The sequence below is a fragment of the Clavibacter zhangzhiyongii genome, from assembly GCF_014775655.1.
GTDB classification, from domain to species: Bacteria; Actinomycetota; Actinomycetes; order Actinomycetales; family Microbacteriaceae; genus Clavibacter; species Clavibacter zhangzhiyongii.
In genome coordinates this window covers 1,194,863-1,211,464 of the sequence record NZ_CP061274.1, presented here as the reverse complement: position 1 = coordinate 1,211,464, position 16,602 = coordinate 1,194,863, and the positions used below count along the sequence as shown (strand labels likewise).

18 protein-coding genes are annotated in these 16,602 nt (G+C 76.7%); 14 read left to right on the top strand and 4 right to left on the bottom strand.

The features are described from left to right. The first annotated feature begins 84 nt into the window (after positions 1–84). The 4 genes from H9X71_RS05810 (at position 85) to H9X71_RS05795 (ending at position 3,486) form a co-directional block, all read left to right on the top strand. Positions 85–276 carry a hypothetical protein gene (locus tag H9X71_RS05810; RefSeq protein WP_191148733.1) on the top strand — a complete coding sequence of 64 codons (192 nt, stop codon included), beginning with the start codon at positions 85–87 and terminating at the stop codon, positions 274–276. A gap of 103 nt (positions 277–379) precedes the next feature. Beyond that, a complete protein-coding gene (locus H9X71_RS05805) occupies positions 380–922 on the top strand; it encodes a DUF2243 domain-containing protein (protein ID WP_191148732.1) in 543 nt (180 codons plus the stop codon). Beyond that, on the top strand, positions 915–1,778 hold the full coding sequence (locus H9X71_RS05800; protein WP_191148731.1) for a cytochrome c oxidase assembly protein: 864 nt from the start codon (positions 915–917) through the stop codon (positions 1,776–1,778). The genes H9X71_RS05805 and H9X71_RS05800 overlap by 8 nt, the downstream gene beginning before the upstream one ends. Positions 1,779–1,881: 103 nt before the next feature. Continuing rightward, positions 1,882–3,486 carry a PASTA domain-containing protein gene (locus H9X71_RS05795; RefSeq protein ID WP_191148730.1) on the top strand — a complete coding sequence of 535 codons (1,605 nt, stop codon included), beginning with the start codon at positions 1,882–1,884 and terminating at the stop codon, positions 3,484–3,486. 22 nt (positions 3,487–3,508) lie between these two features. On the opposite strand, the gene H9X71_RS05790 is transcribed toward H9X71_RS05795, so the two are convergent. Next, positions 3,509–4,132: a helix-turn-helix domain-containing protein gene (locus H9X71_RS05790; protein ID WP_191148729.1), complete on the bottom strand. Its 624-nt coding sequence runs from the start codon at positions 4,130–4,132 to the stop codon at positions 3,509–3,511. Positions 4,133–4,179: 47 nt separating this feature from the next. Here H9X71_RS05790 and H9X71_RS05785 point away from each other — a divergent pair, with 47 nt between their 5' ends. From H9X71_RS05785 to H9X71_RS05760, 6 genes are all read left to right on the top strand, one after another. After that, complete coding sequence (locus tag H9X71_RS05785) at positions 4,180–5,046, top strand: class I SAM-dependent methyltransferase (RefSeq protein ID WP_191148728.1); 867 nt, start codon at positions 4,180–4,182, stop codon at positions 5,044–5,046. A 100-nt stretch (positions 5,047–5,146) separates the two neighbouring features. Beyond that, positions 5,147–5,932, top strand: a complete 786-nt coding sequence (locus tag H9X71_RS05780) for a hypothetical protein (protein ID WP_191148727.1) — start codon at positions 5,147–5,149, stop codon at positions 5,930–5,932. Then, entirely contained in the window at positions 5,929–6,699 is a 771-nt protein-coding gene (locus H9X71_RS05775) for a hypothetical protein (RefSeq protein ID WP_191148726.1), read from the top strand. Before H9X71_RS05780 ends, H9X71_RS05775 begins: the two co-directional genes overlap by 4 nt. Continuing rightward, positions 6,689–8,449: a DEAD/DEAH box helicase gene (locus tag H9X71_RS05770; protein ID WP_191148725.1), complete on the top strand. Its 1,761-nt coding sequence runs from the start codon at positions 6,689–6,691 to the stop codon at positions 8,447–8,449. Before H9X71_RS05775 ends, H9X71_RS05770 begins: the two co-directional genes overlap by 11 nt. Positions 8,450–8,550: 101 nt before the next feature. After that, a complete protein-coding gene (locus tag H9X71_RS05765; RefSeq protein WP_191148724.1) occupies positions 8,551–9,117 on the top strand; it encodes a GNAT family N-acetyltransferase in 567 nt (188 codons plus the stop codon). Further along, entirely contained in the window at positions 9,114–9,971 is an 858-nt protein-coding gene (locus H9X71_RS05760) for an alpha/beta fold hydrolase (RefSeq protein ID WP_244961834.1), read from the top strand. The genes H9X71_RS05765 and H9X71_RS05760 overlap by 4 nt, the downstream gene beginning before the upstream one ends. 24 nt (positions 9,972–9,995) lie before the next feature. Here H9X71_RS05760 and H9X71_RS14895 read toward each other — a convergent pair whose 3' ends face one another. Beyond that, a complete protein-coding gene (locus H9X71_RS14895) occupies positions 9,996–10,196 on the bottom strand; it encodes a hypothetical protein (protein WP_244961832.1) in 201 nt (66 codons plus the stop codon). Between the two features lie 291 nt (positions 10,197–10,487). Between H9X71_RS14895 and H9X71_RS05750 the strand changes: the two genes are divergently transcribed. Further along, positions 10,488–11,906: an NAD(P)/FAD-dependent oxidoreductase gene (locus H9X71_RS05750; protein ID WP_342355638.1), complete on the top strand. Its 1,419-nt coding sequence runs from the start codon at positions 10,488–10,490 to the stop codon at positions 11,904–11,906. Further along, positions 11,897–12,817, top strand: coding sequence for an RNA polymerase sigma factor SigJ (gene sigJ, locus H9X71_RS05745; RefSeq protein ID WP_244961826.1), 921 nt, complete (start codon positions 11,897–11,899; stop codon positions 12,815–12,817). Before H9X71_RS05750 ends, sigJ begins: the two co-directional genes overlap by 10 nt. On the opposite strand, the gene H9X71_RS05740 is transcribed toward sigJ, so the two are convergent. Continuing rightward, complete coding sequence (locus tag H9X71_RS05740) at positions 12,777–14,093, bottom strand: carboxylesterase family protein (RefSeq protein ID WP_191148723.1); 1,317 nt, start codon at positions 14,091–14,093, stop codon at positions 12,777–12,779. The genes sigJ and H9X71_RS05740 overlap by 41 nt on opposite strands. A gap of 77 nt (positions 14,094–14,170) precedes the next feature. Here H9X71_RS05740 and H9X71_RS05735 point away from each other — a divergent pair, with 77 nt between their 5' ends. Further along, positions 14,171–14,797, top strand: coding sequence for a TetR/AcrR family transcriptional regulator (locus tag H9X71_RS05735; RefSeq protein ID WP_191148722.1), 627 nt, complete (start codon positions 14,171–14,173; stop codon positions 14,795–14,797). Here H9X71_RS05735 and H9X71_RS05730 read toward each other — a convergent pair. After that, the gene (locus H9X71_RS05730) at positions 14,794–15,243 is read right to left on the bottom strand and encodes an arsenate-mycothiol transferase ArsC (protein ID WP_191148721.1); all 450 of its coding nucleotides are present in this window, start codon (positions 15,241–15,243) and stop codon (positions 14,794–14,796) included. The genes H9X71_RS05735 and H9X71_RS05730 overlap by 4 nt on opposite strands. Before the next feature lie 210 nt (positions 15,244–15,453). On the opposite strand from H9X71_RS05730, the gene H9X71_RS05725 reads away from it, so the two are divergent. Further along, positions 15,454–16,593 (top strand): glutathione-independent formaldehyde dehydrogenase, encoded by a 1,140-nt coding sequence (locus H9X71_RS05725; protein WP_191148720.1) that lies wholly within the window; start codon positions 15,454–15,456, stop codon positions 16,591–16,593. Positions 16,594–16,602 lie beyond the last annotated feature (9 nt).

The following is a 16,602-nucleotide window of genomic DNA, read 5'->3' as shown; positions in this document are numbered from 1 at the left end:
GGGAGGAGGACGCGCGGTGTGACGCGGTCCGCCAGCCTGGGGTCATCGCCCGCCCGGGCGGTCGATCAGGAGGATCCCGTGCCCGTGTCCGTCGCCCCTACCGCCCCGTCCGCCCCCGCCGTCCCCGTGTCCGCCGCGCAGCCGTCCGCGCCCCGCCTGGGGGATCCGGCCTGCGTCGCGTTCTCCCCCACGGGCGCGTTCCGGCACGCGGGCACGTCGACCCTCGAGGTCGACCTCGCCCCCGCGCGCGCCGCGGCCGCGCTGCTCGCCGCCTGACCGGCGTTCCCCCACCGCCGCCCGGACCCCGCGCCGCCCGGCCGGCGCGCGGCCGCGAGGACGGGATCGTGCCGTCCGCCGCGGACGCGCCTAGCGTCGAGGCATGAGCGCGACGACGAGCGGCACGACCGCCTCCCCCTCCCGCGACGCCGAGCGGCTGCCCGGCCGGAGCCTGGTCGCGGGCCTCCTGCTCGGCGTCGGCACGGCGACCTTCGTGGACGAGACCGTCTTCCACCAGCTGCTGCGCTGGCACCACTTCTACGACCGCTCCACGACCGAGGTCGGGCTGATCTCGGACGGGATCCTGCACGCCGTCGGCTGGACCGCCGCCATCGGCGCGATGTTCCTGTTCGCCGACCTCCGCCGCCGCCGCGCGCTCGTCGGGACGCGCTGGGCCGGGGGCCTCCTCGCGGGCGCGGGCGGGTTCCAGCTCTACGACGGCACCATCCAGCACAAGGTCATGGGGCTGCACGAGATCCGCTACGGCGTCGACCTCCTCGCGTACGACCTCGTCTGGAACGGCGTCGGCGCGGTGCTGCTCGGGGCGGGCGTGGTGCTGATCCTGCGCACGCGCACGCGCGCCGCCGCGCGACGGGCGTCCACGGGATCCGGCGAGCGCGGCGACGGGCGGGCCCCGGGTGCATGAGCACGGAACCGGATCCGCCGGCCTCCTCGCCCTGGCCCCCGCGGCGCTCGCGCTCCTGCTCGCGGCGGCCTACGCGTCCGCCGCCTGGCGCGACCGGCGACGACGCGCATGGCCCGCGCACCGGACCGCCCTGTGGATCCTCGGCCTCGCCGCCGCCCTCGCCGCCGTCACCGGGCCGCTCGCCGGCGCCGGCCACGACGACCTCGTCGCCCACATGCTCGGCCACCTCCTCCTCGGGATGCTCGCCCCGCTCCTCCTCGTGCGCGCCGCCCCCGTGACCCTCGCGCTCCGGAGCCTCGACGTCGTGCCCGCACGCCGGCTCACGGCGCTCCTGCGGTCGCGGCCCGTGCAGATCGTGTCGCACCCGCTCCCGGCCGCCGTGCTGAACGTGGGCGGCATGTGGGTCGTCTACGGCACGCCGGTGCTCACGCGCATGCACGAGGATCCGCTGCTCGCCGCCGCCGTGCAGCTGCACGTGCTCGCCGCCGGGTGCCTCTTCACCTCCGCCATCGTGGGCGTGGACCCGTCGCCGCACCGGGCGTCGCCCCCGCACCGGGCGCTCGTGCTCGTCGCGGCGATGGCGGCGCACGGGATCCTCGCGAAGTCGCTCTACGCCGTCCCGCCGGCCGGGGTGCCCCGCGCGGAGGCCGAGCTCGCCGCCCAGGTGATGTACTACGGCGGCGACGCGGTGGACGCGGTCCTCGTCGTCCTCCTCTGCGCCGGCTGGTACCGCGCGACCCGGCCGCGGACCGCGCGCGGTGCCGCGGCCGGCGTCGGATCCCCGTCCGCGGCGACGGCCGACTGGCGGAAGCCGACGGCGCGCGCCGTCGCACCACCGGTGACTCCGCGCCCCTGACTGGGGGTGCCCGACCGGGCCGCGCGCCGCGCGCGGGCTTCCCGACCGCCCGAGCGCCGCCTAGCCTGTGGGCACGGAGACTTTTCTCCACCTGAGGAGCACCATGTCGTCGACCCCGCCGCCCGCCTCCCCGACGTCGGTCACCCCGTCGTCCGACGAGCCCGGCTGGTTCGGCGACGGCGAGGGCAACCAGCGCTTCTGGGACGGCGCGCGCTGGACGACGCTCGTCTCCAGCCGCCGCGTCTTCCCGGGCCGCGCGTCCTCCACGCCCGAGCCGCGCCTGATCAGCGAGTCGCCGCTGCCCGCGGACTACCTGCCGGGCGTCACACCGCTCACACCCGCGTCCGCATCCGCATCCGTCGGCGAGGACGCCGACGCTCCCGCCGACGCGCCGTCGCCCGAGGCCCCGCCGGCCGGCCCGCGCCTCGCGCCGCCCACCGGCGCCCCTGTCGCGCCGCCCGCCGGCTATCCGCTCGCGCCGCCCACCGGCGACCCCGTCGCCCCGCCCCTCGGGGCGCCCCTCACCCCGCCCGCCGACCTGCCCGCGCCGCCGATCCCCGCGTCGCCGACCGCGGCGTCGCCGGTCCCGTCGTCGATGGCCGGCGCCTTCGCGGCCCGCGAGGCCGTCCCCGCGCCGCCCCGCGCCGCGACCAGCGCCGCATCCGCTCCCACCTCGCGCACGACGACCACCGCTCCCGCCCTCCGCGGACGCAGCACGTGGCCGTGGGCGGCCCTCGCGGTCGCCGCGGTGCTCGTGGTCGCCGCCGCCGTGATCGCCGGGATCCCCGGCCTCCTCATCGCGCTCGGCGTGGTCGCGCTCATCGCCGGCCTCATCCCGCTGATCCGCCGCGGCTCCGCGTGGATCCCCGGCGTCCGCACCCGCGCGACCGGCGGCGTCGCGGCGGGTCTCGCGCTCGTCCTCATCGCGGGCGGCGCGGTCGCCGCGACGCTCCCCGACGCCGACGGCGACACGGTGGCCGACCCCGAGACCATCGAGATCTCCGACGCCCGCCCCGTCCCCGACGCGACGGATCCCGCCAACCCCCTGCCGGTCTCGGCCGACGGGCTGGTCGAGGTCGTCGACGTCACCCGCATGCAGGCGGTCGACGCGGGCGACACGCTCGCGGCCGCCGGCTTCGGCATCGCGTTCGCCGGCACGGGAGGGAGCGCGCTCGTGCGCCAGGACGTGGGCATCGTCGCGAGCCAGGATCCGGCCGCCGGCACGCGCGTCGCGCCCGGCGCGACCGTGACCCTCACGCTCGCCGTCCCCGCTCCCGACCGCATCGCGCTGCCCGTCGTGCCGAAGGCGCCCGGCGTCCCGTCGCGTCCCGGCACGCGCCCGGGCACCGGTCCCTTCACCCCGGGCACCGGCGGCGGCGGATCCACGAATCCGGGGACCGGGGCCGGCCAGGACGGCGGCTCCGGAGGCGGGGTCGGAGGCGGCGGCTCGGGCGATGGCGGCTCGGGCGACGGCGGGTCCACCCCCGTGCCCGAGGAGACCGGCTCGACCCCCGCGCCGACGGAGGACCCGGGTGATGGCGGTACGGATCCCGTGCCGTCCCCGGTGCCCACGCCCGACCAGCCGGCGCCGTCGCCGGTGCCCACGCCCGACGTGCCTGACCTCCCTGACCTCCCCGACCTGCCCGGAGACCCCGGTACGCCCGAACCCCAGCCCTCCTCGGATGCGGGGCTGCCCATCGGGGGCTGACGCCACCGCCCGGATCCGGTCCCTAGCGCTGCGCTCCATGCGCGCCGCCGTGCGGGGTGGCCGGTCCTGCCCCCGGCGCCCGCAGGTGCGCCCGCTGCCCGTCGCGGTCGAGGATCGTCAGGACCTCCGTCACGCCGCGGTGCGCGCTGATGGCGTGCGGCACCATCGTCGAGAACTCGGCCGCGTCGCCCGCCTCGACGAGGATCGTCCGCTCGCCCAGCTGCAGCCGCGCGGTGCCGGAGAGCACCGTGAACCAGTCGCGGCCGGGGTGCACGCCCAGCTGGTCGACGGGGAACGGCCGCGTCGGCGTCATGCGCATCTTCGCGACGAAGACGCCGGATCCGCTCGCCCCGCCGCGCGACAGCACCCACGTCGTGCGCCCCTCCTGCTCGTCCCGCTGCGGGCGGATCACGACGTCGGCGTCGTCGCCCGACTCGATGAGCGCGTCGAGCGTCGTCTCGAGCGCCTGGGCGATGGGCACGAGCTGGTCGAGCGCGATCCGCCGATGCCCCGTCTCGATGCGGCTGAGGGTCGAGGGGCTGAGGAAGCAGCGCGCCGCGAGCGCGTCGAGCGACCAGCCGCGCGCCTCGCGGAGGCCGCGGATGCGCTGGCGGACGAGGGCGTCGAGATCCGTGTCTTGCGTCATGGGCAAGATCGTATGCGCCCCGAGCAGGAGGGCGCGAGCATAGATGCATGCCCCACCACGACGTCCGCGCCCACGCCCACGGCGCCGCCGACCCCTCCCTCGCCGCCATGCTCGACCTCGACGCGCGGATCCTGCACCGGCACCTCCTCGAGCTGACCACCTGGGTCCGCCGCCTGGCCCGGGACACCGCGGGCCGCGTGGTCGTCGACCTGGGCGCCGGGACGGGCACCGGCACCGTCGCCCTGGCCCGGCGCTTCGACCGGGCCGAGGTGATCGCGGTCGACGCGAGCGACGCGATGCTGGCGCGCGTCGCCGAGCGCGCGGTCGTCGACGGGCTGGCCGACCGGATCCGCCCCGTGCACGCCGACCTCGACGACGCCTGGCCCGCGCTGCCGCCCGCCGACCTCGTCTGGGCGTCGCTCATGCTGCACGAGGTCGCCGACCCCGCCCTGCTCCTCGGCCGGATCCACGACGGGCTCGCGCCGGGCGGGGTCCTCGCCGTCGTCGAGATGGACGGCCCGCCCCGCTTCCTCCCGGACGACCTCCCGGCCGACCTCGCCCGCCCCGGTCTCGCCGACCGCCTCGACGACGCGGTCACGCACGGCGGCACGGGCGGCCCGTCGCACCCGGACTGGGCGCCGTGGCTCGCCGCCGCGGGGCTCGTGGAGGTCGAGACGCGCGCGTTCGCCCTCGACCCCGACCCGGCGGATCCGGTCGTCGCCGCCGCCACGCTCCCCTACGCCCGCGCGTGGCTGGCCCGCGTCCGCGACCGCTCCGGCGACCGCCTCGACGCCGCCGACCGCACCGCGCTCGACGCGCTCCTCGACGCCGACGGCCCGCACGCCCTCGCGCGGATCCCCGACCTCCGCCTGCGCGGCACCCGCACCGCGTACGTGGGGCACCGCCCGCGTTGAGACCGCCCGGACGGCCGCGCGGCGCCGCGAATTCACCGGGTGCGGAAGACGATCACCCGTCGTCCGCCCGCGCGGCCCGGCGATGCGGTAGTCCTGGGTCATGACGCACCTCGATCGCCCGGTCGTCGCGGATCCGCCGCCGACCGTCCCGTCCGCCCGCTCCCGACCCGCCGTCCCGCGGCCGCGGACGCCCGGCGGCTGGCGCCTCGTCGCCGCGGGCCTCCTCGCGGCGTCCGCGCTGCTCCAGCTCGACGCCTCGCTCCAGCGCTGGGTCACGGCGGCCGCATCCTGGGACGACCCGGAGGCGGGCGTCCAGGACGGCCGCTTCGACCACTCCTTCCCCTCCTCCGAGTGGGTCCCCCTCGGCGACGCCGCCCTGACCCACGGCCTCGGCATGCTCCTGCTGGCCCTCGCGGTGCTCGCCCTCGCGCGCGCCGCGCGGATCACGGGGCGGACGGGCCTCGTCGGCACGGCCGTGGTCGCCGGCACGTTCGCGGCCATCGGCGCCCACGCGCTCGTCTCGGGCCTCACGGGCGAGCCGGGCCCGCTCGCCGGCACCTACCTGTCCACGTTCCTGCTGAACCTCGCGGGATGCGCGGCCGTCGCGGTGGCCGTCGCCCGGGGACGCGCCTCGCACGGGACCGCGTGGGACGCGCTCGGCGGGATCCTCCTCCTCGGCAGCAGCATCGTCGGCCAGCTCCTCGCCCTCCTCGCGATCGCCCCGGCGATCTGGGGCGGCACCTACTCCGACACCCCCATCCACACGGAGAGCGTCGTCGCGACCAGCACGGCGTGCGCAGCCGTCGCGATGCTGGTCTCGGCCCTCCTCGCGCACCATCGCACGGCGAGGCCCGGGACCGGGACCGGGACCGGGACCGCATCGTGACGCCGCCGGCCGCGGAGGCGCGCGTTGCGGCAGGCGGGCGCCTCGTCGCCTCCGGGCTCCTCGCGGCGTCGGCGCTCCTCCAGCTCGACGCGTCGCTCCAGCGCTGGGTCACCGCGCGCGACGCGCTGCCGCCGTCCCGCCGGGACTCCATCGAGTCCCACGAGCACGACCACGACGCCCCGACGGCGGGCTGGATCCCCCTCGGCGACGCGGCCGAGCGGCACGGCGCGGGCATGATCCTGCTGGCCCTGGCCGTGGTGGCCCTCGCGGTCGCGGTGGGCGCGCGCGGCCGCTCGGGCACGATCCCGGTCCTCGCGGTCGCCGGGTCCTTCGCCGTCCTGGGCCTGCACGCGCTGCTGTCCGGGATCGCCGGCGCGCCGTCGCCCCTCGGCGGGTTGCTCCTCCCGGCCCACCTCGTGGGGCTGGCGGGTCTCGTCGGGATCGCGGCCCTCCGGCCGGGCCGGCCGCGCGCCCGCCCGCTCGACGCGGTCGCCCTCGCCCTCGTCGCGGCCGCCTCCCTCCCGGGCCAGCTCCTGGCTGCATTCGTCGTCGCGCCGATGCTGCACGGGGACACCTCCTACGACACGACGCCGTGGACGGAGACGGTCGTCGCCGTCACGATCGGGCTGGCCGCCGTCGCGACGGCCGCGGGCGGCGTCCGGGCGGCGCTCCCCGCGGCCGGGGATCCCGTCCCGCATCTCCCGGATCCCGCCCGGCGTGGGGCGCGGGGCGCCGCCGACCCCCTACCGTTGGGGGATGAGCACTGACGACACCGCATCCACCCCCGACGCGGACGCCGCCCCCCGCACGACCTTCAGCGACCTCGGTCTCTCCGACCAGGTCCTCAAGGCCCTCAAGGACGTGGGCTACGAGACCCCCTCGGCCATCCAGGCCGCCACCATCCCCTCCCTCCTCTCCGGCCGCGACGTCCTCGGCGTCGCCCAGACCGGCACCGGCAAGACGGCCGCGTTCGCGCTGCCCATCCTCAGCAACCTCGACGTGTCGCAGAAGACGCCGCAGGCCCTCGTGCTGGCGCCCACCCGCGAGCTCGCGCTCCAGGTGTGCGAGGCGTTCGAGCGCTACGCGTCCGGCATGCGCGGCGTGCACGTGCTCCCCGTCTACGGCGGCCAGGGCTACGGCGTGCAGCTGTCGGCCCTCCGCCGCGGCGTGCACGTGGTCGTCGGCACCCCCGGCCGCATCATGGACCACCTCGACAAGGGCACCCTCGACCTGTCGCAGCTGAAGTTCCTCGTGCTCGACGAAGCCGACGAGATGCTCAAGATGGGCTTCGCGGAGGACGTGGAGACGATCCTCGCGGACACCCCGAAGTCGAAGCAGATCGCGCTGTTCTCGGCCACGATGCCCGCGCAGATCCGCCGCATCTCGGGCAAGTACCTGCAGGACCCCGAGGAGATCACGGTCAAGAACAAGACCACGACCTCGGCGAACACCACGCAGCGCTACCTGATGGTGTCGTACCCGCAGAAGGTCGACGCCCTCACGCGCATCCTCGAGACCGAGAACTTCGAGGGCATGATCGTGTTCGTCCGCACCAAGAACGAGACCGAGACGCTCGCCGAGAAGCTGCGGGCCCGCGGGTACGCGGCGGCCGCCATCTCGGGCGACGTCGCCCAGGCCCAGCGCGAGCGCACGGTCGAGCAGCTGAAGTCCGGCAAGCTCGACATCCTCGTGGCCACCGACGTCGCGGCGCGCGGCCTCGACGTGGAGCGCATCAGCCACGTCGTCAACTACGACATCCCGATCGACACCGAGTCGTACGTGCACCGCATCGGCCGCACGGGCCGCGCGGGACGCAGCGGCGCGGCGATCAGCTTCGTCACGCCGCGCGAGCGCCGCCTCCTCACCGCCATCGAGAAGGCCACGCGCCAGCCCCTCACCGAGATGCGCATGCCGAGCGCCGAGGACGTCAACGTCACGCGCCTCACCCGCTTCGACGACGCCATCACGTCCGCGCTGCAGGATCGCGAGCGCCTCGACGCGTTCCGCGACATCGTGGGCCACTACGTCAACCACCACGACGTCGTCGAGTCCGACGTCGCCGCCGCGCTCGCCATCGTGGCGCAGGGCGACACCCCGCTCCTCCTCTCGGCCGACGACCTCCGCCCGCCGCGCGTCGAGCGCGAGCGCCGGGACGACCGCCCGGGCCGCGACGGCGACGACCGCGGCGAGCGCCGGGCCCGTCCCGCGCGCGGCAGCGGCAACATGGCCACGTACCGCATCGACGTCGGCCGACGCCACCGCGTCGAGCCCCGCCAGATCGTCGGCGCGCTCGCCAACGAGGGCGGCTTCAGCCGCGAGGACTTCGGCCACATCGACATCCGCCCGGACTTCTCGCTCGTCGAGCTGCCGGCCGGGCTCGCGCAGGACAAGCTCGACAAGCTGGCGAGCACGGTCATCAACGGCCGCCCGATCGACATCCGCCCCGACCGCGGCGGCCCCCGTGCCGCCGAGCGCGGCGCGGCCCCCGAGCGCCGGGGACGCAAGCCCCGCGACTGATCCGCGTCCGCGCCGCCGACGGCCCGTCCCCACCCACGTGGGGGCGGGTCGTCGTCGCGTCCGGCCGCGACCGTCGGGTGCGCTGCCGATAGCGTGGCCCGATGGATCCCGTCACCCTCCGCACCGCGCGCCTGACGCTCCGCCCGCCCGAGGCCGGCGACGTCGACGCGATCGCGGCCGCCTGCCAGGACCCGGCGATCCAGCGCTTCGTGCCCGTCCCCGTGCCGTACACGCGCGACGACGCCGTCTCCTACGTGACGGTCTTCTGCCCGGACGGCTGGGCATCCGGCGAGCGCCTCACCTGGGCGGTGGTCGAGGGCGGGCGGCTCGTGGGCACGGTCGGCCTGCACGACGTCGCGGACGGCGCCGCGGAGATCGGGTACTGGCTCGCGCCCGACGCGCGCGGTCGCGGGATCATGCGCGAGGCGGCCGCGGCGGTCGTCGACCACGGTGTCGACGCCGCATCCGGCCTCGGCCTCGCCCGCATCGGCTGGCGCGCGTACGCCGGAAACACCGGATCCGCGGCCGTGGCCCGCGCCCTCGGCTTCCGCTTCGAGGGCGTCGCCCGCCTCGGGGCGCTCGGCCGCGACGGCCGCGAGGACGACTGGTTCGCCGGCCTCCTCGCGACCGACGACCGAGCGCCGGGCCCGTGGCCGGTGCTCGCGTGACCCTCTGCCCCCTCGGGCAGGAGGTGACGGTCGCCACGCCCGACGGCCGCCGCCTCCGCGCGATGCTCGACGGAGCCGGCGACGACCTCGTCGTCCTCGAGGCGGGCCTCGGTGGCAGCGGCCTCACGTGGGGTCCCGTGCACGCCCGGCTGGCCCGCACGTGCCGCGTCGTCGCCTACGACCGGGCCGGCCTCGGATCCAGCGACCCCGATCCCGTGCCGCGCGACCTGGACCGCCTGGCGGACGACCTCGAGACGGTGATCGCCGCGTTCCCGCACCGCCGCCTCGTGCTCGCCGGGCACAGCTGGGGTGGTCCCGTCGTGCGGGTCGTCGCGGCCCGGCGGATCGCGCGCGGGCTCGCGACCGCGGGAGCGGTGCTGGTGGATCCGAGCGACGAGCGTGCCCGCGCGTGGTCGGCCCCGTTCGTGCGCGCCGCGGCCGGCATGCAGGCGGCGCTGCTCGTGCCGCTCGCACGCGTCGGCCTGCTCGCGCCGCTGCACCGGATCGCGCTGGCAGGCCTGCCCGCTCCCCTCCTCGCGATGGCCGCCGCCGCGGCCGGCTCCGTCCCCGCCGCGCACGCCACCGCGGCCGAGCAGCGGCACCTCCTGCCGGGCCTCCACGCGCTGGCCGCGTACCCCGGCACCGCGACGCTGCCCGGCGTGCCCGTGCGCGTGATCTCGGGCACGGCGTCCGGCGCGCTCACGCGGCGGCAGCGCGCCGACCTCGTGCGCGCGCACCGGTCGTCGGCCGCGGCCGCCGAGGACGGCGGATGGATCCCGGCGCCGCGATCCGCGCACATGGTGCCGGTGACGGATCCGGACGTGGTCGCCGCGGTCGTCGCGGACCTGCTCTGACGCCCTGCGGGGCCCGGATGCGCCTCAGGGCGCGGGGATCGCCAGCGCCCAGGCGCGGAACGACGCCGCGTCCGCCCCCGTGAGCACGGCCGCGGGCCCCGGCATGGGATCGCCGACGTGCACGAGCGCGAGCGCGTCGCCGGGGAGGCCGACGAGCACCTCGCCGATGATCGAGTCGGGCGAGGCCGTGTCGACCCGGATGAAGTATGCCGTCCCGCCCGGCACCTCCAGCCGGTCGGCACGTCCGCGAGCGTCGCCGTGAGGCCGGAGCCCGACCACGGCCCGATGTTCGCCAGCGGTCGCGGCTGGCGCTCGCGCAGCCGCTCCTCCGGGCTGCGGCGCCACGGCCACTCGTCACGGGAGAGGAGGGCGCCGACGAACGCGCCCGCGACGAACGGCACCGGCGCACCCGCCATGTCGACGGCGTCGAGCGCGAAGGCGGCGCCGAGCACGCCGGCCAGCAGCAGGAGGCGGACCCAGCCGTTCTCCACGGCGTAGACGACGAGCGCCACGGCGATGCCCGCGGCCGTGAGCACGAGGAACGCCCACAGCGGGACGGCGCCAGGGCGGAGCGAGGCCACCCCGGAGAAGGCGAGCAGGCCGGCGATGAGCACGCTCGTGGAGATCATCGCCCCGCGGCGCTCGCGTGCGGTGCGGGAGGTCGTCGACGGGGACGGGGGGCTCCTGGTGGGCGTCTCGTGTCACGTCGACCCGTCACAGAGCGCGGCCGACCGGTGTCCCATGGTCGGAGCTGTTCCGGAGGGAGACGAGATGTCGATGCGCGTCGTGGTGATCGGTGGAGGGTACGCGGGGGTCATGGCCGCGAACAGGGTGGCAGCGAGCCGCGGGAGCACGGGCGTGGAGGTGATCCTGGTGACGGCGGCCGAGGCCTTCGTCGAGCGCATCCGCCTGCACGAGCATGCGGCGGGGGCGGCCGCGTCGGCCACGGTCCCCTTCTCCTCGCTGCTGCATCCCGCGGTGCGGGTGCGGGTGTGCGCGGTCGAGCGGATCGACGCGGCTGAGCGGGTGCTCGCCCTGGCCGGCGGAGACCGGCTCCGCTACGACGCCCTCGTGTACGCGGCGGGGAGCAGGGCGACCATGCCGGAGGGCGACGGCGTCCACGCGATCGCCGACCTGCGCGCCGCGACGCGGCTGCGGGCCGACCTCGCGATCCTCCCGCCGGGCGCGGTGGTGGCCGTGGTCGGCGGCGGGCTGACCGCGATCGAGGCGGCCACCGAGATCGCAGAGCGGCACCCGTCGCTGACGGTGCGGCTGCGCACCGGCGGGGAGGTCGCGCCGAGCGTCGCGCCGCGGAGCCGCGACCGCCTCCGTCGCCACCTCGCCCGCCGCGGCATCGGGCTGGAGGAGCACGCGTCCGTCGCGACGACCGGCGACGTGCGGGCGGCGCTCGGGGCCGACGCGGTCGTGTGGTGCACCGGGTTCCGGGGCCCGGCCCTCGCCGCGGACAGCGGCCTCCCCGTCACCGCCGACGGGCGCCTGCGGGTGGATGCCGCGCTCGCCGTCGTCGGCGGCGGCGGACGCGTCTTCGGGGCGGGCGACGCGGCGGTCATCGACGACGACCGCCACGCGCACCAGCGCATGGGCTGCGCCTCCGCCCTGCCGATGGGCGCGCACGCCGCCGACAACGTCCTGCGGGTGCTCGCCGGGGAGACGCCCGTGCCGTTCTCCGCCGGCTTCGTCGCCCAGTGCCTGAGCCTCGGCCGGCGGGACGGGCTGATCCAGGCCGTCACCGCCGACGACCGACCACGCCGCCTGGCACTGACCGGCCGTCCCGCCGCGCTCGTCAAGGAGGCCGTGTGCCGGCAGACGCTCCGGTGGCTCCGCGGCGAGGCGCACCGCGGCGGCTCGTACTCTTGGCCCCGGGGCCCGGAGTCGGCGGCGCCGACGACGGAGGAGGAGGGAGCGTGGACGTGACCCGCGAGCAGCTGTTCGACCGGCATCGCGGACTCGTCTTCACCATCGCCTACGACATCACCGGCCAGGTGACCGAGGCCGAGGACGTGACGCAGGAGACGTACCTCCGCTGGCGCACCGCCGACGCCGACGTGCGGGACGGCCGCGCGTACCTCGCCGCCATCGCCGCGAACCTGGCCAGGAACGCGCTCCGCACGACCGCGCGCCGCCGCGAGGACTACGTCGGCGGGTGGCTCCCCGAACCGCTCGCGACCGGTCCGTCGGCCGACGCCTCCCCTGACGACCCGGAGCAGTCGGCCATGCGGGTCGACGCCGTGTCCACCGCGCTGCTCGTCGTGCTGCAGAGCCTCGGCGACGACGAGCGGGTCGCCTTCCTGCTGCGGGAGGTCTTCGACTTCCCGTACGGGGAGATCGCCGCCGTCCTGGATCGCAGCGAGGCGGCCACCCGGCAGCTCGTGCACCGGGCACGCGGGCGCGTGCGGGGCGGGCCGCCGCGCAACGCCGTCAGCCCGGCCGAGCACGGGCGCGTGGTCGAGCGGTTCCTCGCCGCCGCGCGCACGGGCGACGTGGAGGCCCTGCTCGGCCTGCTCGCCCCGGGCGTGACGCTGCTCGTCGACGGCGGCGGCAAGGCGAGAGCGGCGCTCCGCCCCATCGTCGGCGCCGAGAGGACGGCGCGCTTCGTCCTCGGCCTCGCCGAGAAGCACGGGCGGACGTCGATCGCGGTGCCCGCCGAGCTCAACGGCCTCGGCGCCGTCCTCTTCGCCGAGGACGACGCGATCACCACATCGTTCCAGTTCGACGTCACGGACGGCGTCGTCCAGGGCGTCTTCGTCGTGCGGAACCCGGACAAGCTCCGGCACCTGCAGTCGCTCAGCCGTGGACCCGCCGCAGCTCCAGCACCCCCGGGATGAGCTGCCGGGTCGGGATCCTGCCGCGCGCGAAGTCGCCCCACACCTGCCGCACGCGGCGGGCGTCGCGCTGGATCCCCTCCCACGGCGCCCCCGCGAGGAGCCCGGCGCCGCGCCACGCCTCCTCGTCGCCGAACAGCAGCGGCAGGTCGACGGTGTGGGCGGCGCCGAGCGGGCTGCCGGGCGCGGACCAGCGGATCACGTAGCGGTGCGCCGTGCCGCCGGCGCGCGCATGGCGGCGGGCGAAGCGACGGCCGGGGACGCCGTAGATGATCCCCGTCACCGCCCCGACCGCCGCGCGCCGCACGAGCGGGCCGACGACGGGGACGCGCGTGAGGCGCTGGAGCCACGGGATCCCCGGCAGGAACAGCCGGGCCTCCTCCGCCGTGTTGCCGATGAGCACGTCGACGCCGGGCGCGGCGCGGTCCCACGCGGCGGCGAGCCCGGACTCCGACGGCAGCGGCGCGTGCCCGTACTGGGTGCCGAAGGGCATCGCGCCGATGAGCCCGAAGGGCGCCGCCGCGCGCTCGACCTCGGGCTGGCGCGCGAGCACCTCCTCGACGGGCATGTCCGCCGTGAGCCCGCGGGACGCGCGCTCCATGGCCACGGCCATCCGCCGTCGCCCGCGCGAGATGCCGAGCGGCGCGCTCTGGATGATCGCCCGGCGGAACAGCCCCGCGGCCTCCGGCACCGCCATGAGGTGCGCGACCGCGTCGCCGCCCGCGGACTGGCCGAAGGCCGTGACGCGATCCGGGTCGCCGCCGAACGCGCCGATGTTGCGGGCCACCCACCGGAACGCCGCCAGCTGGTCGAGCAGGCCGAGGTTCGCGGGCCGGTCGCGCCCGTCGCCGAGGTAGCCGAGGAGCCCGAGCCGGTAGGTGACCGTGACGACCACCACGCGCTGCTCGGCGACGAGGGGCGCCGGATCCATGATCGGCACGTCCCCCGCGCCCGACACGTACGAGCCGCCGTGGATCCACACCATGACCGGCAGGCCCTCGTCGACCCGCACGTCGCGCGGCATCGTCACGGAGACCCGGAGGCAGTCCTCGTCGACCGCCAGGTGGTCGAAGGACCCGAGCACGTCGTCGAGCTCCGGCATGGGCCGCTGCGGGCAGGCGGGCGCCCACGCGAGCGCGTCCCGCGGCTCCGTCCAGTCCGGGTGCGCGACGGGCGGCCGGAAGCGGACGGCGGTCGCGTAGGGGATGCCGGTCGCGCGGACGACCTCGCCGTCCGCCCAGCCGACGACGGGTCCGCAGGGCGGCGAGAAGGCGCTCATCGGATCGACGTTACCGGGCGCGGAGGGTCCGCCGGGACGCAGGTGGAGGGCCCGGATCCCGGTGCTACCGTGACGCCATGCCGCGCCTGATCGACCACGCCCGCCGTGAGGACGAGCTCGCCGAGGCCGTCTGGCGGGTCATCCGCCGCGACGGCGCGAGCGGCGTCTCCGTCCGCACCGTGGCGGCCGAGGCCGGGCTCAGCACCGGATCCCTCCGGCACAGCTTCCCCTCGCGCATCGACCTCATGGCGCACGCGACGGCGCTGGTCGCCCGCCGCGTCGCGGAGCGGACCGGCAGCCGGCGCGGCGACGCGGATCCCCGGCGCCGCGTGATCCGCGTCCTCGCCGAGCACCTGCCCCTCGACGACGCGCGCCGGGCCGAGGCCGAGGTCACGGCCGCCCTCCTGGCCGACGCGGCATCCCACGCCCGGCTCCGCGAGGTGCGGGCGGCGGCCCACACGGCGGCGCGCGAGACGTGCCTGTCGCAGCTCGCGCAGCTGCGCGCGGCGGGCCTGCTGCGTCCCGACGCGGATCCCGAGGCCGAGGCCGACCACCTCCAGGCGCTGCTCGCGGGGCTCGCCCTCCAGCTGCTCGTCGCCGAGCCGGACCCGGCACGCGGCGCCCGGGCGCTCGGCGTGCTGGAGCGCCACGTGGACGCGCTCGTGGCCCGGCGCGCGGAGCGGCCGGCGCGCGCGGACGCCTAGCCGGCGTCGGCGTCCGCGTCGTCCGCGTCCGCTCCCCCGCCGAGGCGCCCGCGCAGCTCGGTCACGCGCGCGCGGATGTCGTCGCGCACGAGCCGCATCCGCTCCATCCCGTCGATGCCGCGCTCGGACGGCTCGTCGGTGATCCACGTCTCGACCGCGACGCCCTGGTCGCCGTCCACGTGCGCCTCCGCGCCGAGGACCACCACGAGGTCGGCCGCGCGCACCATGTCGTCGCTGAGCGGCTTGGGGCGCTCGTCGCCGACGTCGATCCCGAGCTCGGCGAGCGACTCCACCGCGAGCGCGTTCAGCGACGATCCCGGATCCGTGCCGGCCGACGCGACCGTGACGGCGTCGCCCGCGTCGTGGCGCATGAGCGCGGCCGCGAGCTGGGACTTGCCGCCGTTGCGGGCGCAGACGAAGACGACGTGGGGGGTGCGGTCGGGCATGGATCCTCCGGAGGGGTCGGCGGCCGCGGGTCGGCGCGTCCCTCGATCCTGCCAGGTGGGCGCGACGACCCCGCCGACGCCTCGCCCCTCCTCGGCACCGCTGTCAACCCCCGGACATCCCCCCGCGACCGTCGGCAGTGTCGAGGGCATCAGGCGCGCATCGGCTCGAGCGCCCGTCCGCCTCCGAACGTCATCGAGAAGGAGAAGCACATGAAGGCAGTCGTCTACAAGGGACCGTTCGACGTCGCCGTGGAGGAGGTGCCGGATCCGACGATCCAGGGCCCCCTCGACGCGGTCATCCGCATCACGAGCGCGAACATCTGCGGCTCCGACCTGCACCCCTACGAGGGCCGGGTGGAGTTCGAGTCCGGCATGGTGTTCGGCCACGAGAACATGGGCGTCGTCGAGGCCGTCGGCGCCGGGGTCGAGAGGATCGAGGTCGGCGACCGCGTCTCGGTCCCCTTCAACCTCGCGTGCGGCACGTGCCGCACCTGCAACGAGGGCTTCACCTCCGCGTGCCTGCGCGCCAACCCGTCCGGCCAGCCCGGTGCCGGCTTCGGCTACCCGGCCATGGGCCCCTACTGGGGCGGCCAGGCCGAGCTGCTGCGCGTCCCGTGGGCCGACTTCAACCTCCTCGAGCTGCCCCAGGGCACCGAGCACGAGCTCGACTTCACGATGCTCTCCGACATCTTCCCCACCGGGTACCACGGCACCGAGCTCGCGAAGGTCGCGCCCGGCAAGACCGTCGCGATCTTCGGCGCCGGACCCGTGGGCCTCATGGCCGCGCACAGCGCCATGATCCGCGGCGCCTCGCAGGTCTTCGTCGTCGACCACCAGCAGGACCGCCTCGTCCTCGCCGAGGAGTTCGGCGCCACCGCGATCGACTTCTCGGAGGTCGACGTGACGGAGGCGATCATGGACCTCACCGACGGCTTCGGCGTCGACAGCGGCGTGGAGGCCGTGGGGTACCAGGCGCACGACCACACGGGCGAGGAGCACCCCGAGATGGTGCTCGACGCGCTCGTCAGCGTGGTGCGGGCCACCGGCGCGATCGGCGTCGTGGGCGTCTACAACCCGTCCGACCCCAAGGGCGCGACCGAGGAGGCGAAGGAGGGCCGGATCGCGTTCGACTTCGGGACCGCGTTCACCAAGGGCATCAGCATCGGCACCGGCCAGTGCCCGGTGAAGCGGTACAACCGCGAGCTGCGCGACCTCATCATCCGCGGGCGCGCGACGCCCGGCCGCATCGTGTCGCACGAGGTCCCGCTCGACGACGCGGTCGACGCCTTCGACAAGTTCGACAAGCGCGTCGACGGCTACACGAAGGTCGTCCTGCACCCCGCGGCCTGATCCGGATCC

Excerpts from the sequence above, each read along its gene's own strand:
- H9X71_RS05805 (WP_191148732.1), top strand. The coding sequence starts at position 380 with ATGAGCGCGACGACGAGCGGCACGACCGCCTCCCCCTCCCGCGACGCC.
- H9X71_RS05795 (WP_191148730.1), top strand. The coding sequence starts at position 1,882 with ATGTCGTCGACCCCGCCGCCCGCCTCCCCGACGTCGGTCACCCCGTCG.
- H9X71_RS05790 (WP_191148729.1), bottom strand. The coding sequence starts at position 4,132 with ATGACGCAAGACACGGATCTCGACGCCCTCGTCCGCCAGCGCATCCGC.
- H9X71_RS05785 (WP_191148728.1), top strand. The coding sequence starts at position 4,180 with ATGCCCCACCACGACGTCCGCGCCCACGCCCACGGCGCCGCCGACCCC.
- H9X71_RS05780 (WP_191148727.1), top strand. The coding sequence starts at position 5,147 with ATGACGCACCTCGATCGCCCGGTCGTCGCGGATCCGCCGCCGACCGTC.
- H9X71_RS05770 (WP_191148725.1), top strand. The coding sequence starts at position 6,689 with ATGAGCACTGACGACACCGCATCCACCCCCGACGCGGACGCCGCCCCC.
- H9X71_RS05765 (WP_191148724.1), top strand. The coding sequence starts at position 8,551 with ATGGATCCCGTCACCCTCCGCACCGCGCGCCTGACGCTCCGCCCGCCC.
- H9X71_RS05750 (WP_342355638.1), top strand. The coding sequence starts at position 10,488 with ATGCCCGCGGCCGTGAGCACGAGGAACGCCCACAGCGGGACGGCGCCA.
- H9X71_RS05740 (WP_191148723.1), bottom strand. The coding sequence starts at position 14,093 with ATGAGCGCCTTCTCGCCGCCCTGCGGACCCGTCGTCGGCTGGGCGGAC.
- H9X71_RS05735 (WP_191148722.1), top strand. The coding sequence starts at position 14,171 with ATGCCGCGCCTGATCGACCACGCCCGCCGTGAGGACGAGCTCGCCGAG.
- H9X71_RS05730 (WP_191148721.1), bottom strand. The coding sequence starts at position 15,243 with ATGCCCGACCGCACCCCCCACGTCGTCTTCGTCTGCGCCCGCAACGGC.
- H9X71_RS05725 (WP_191148720.1), top strand. The coding sequence starts at position 15,454 with ATGAAGGCAGTCGTCTACAAGGGACCGTTCGACGTCGCCGTGGAGGAG.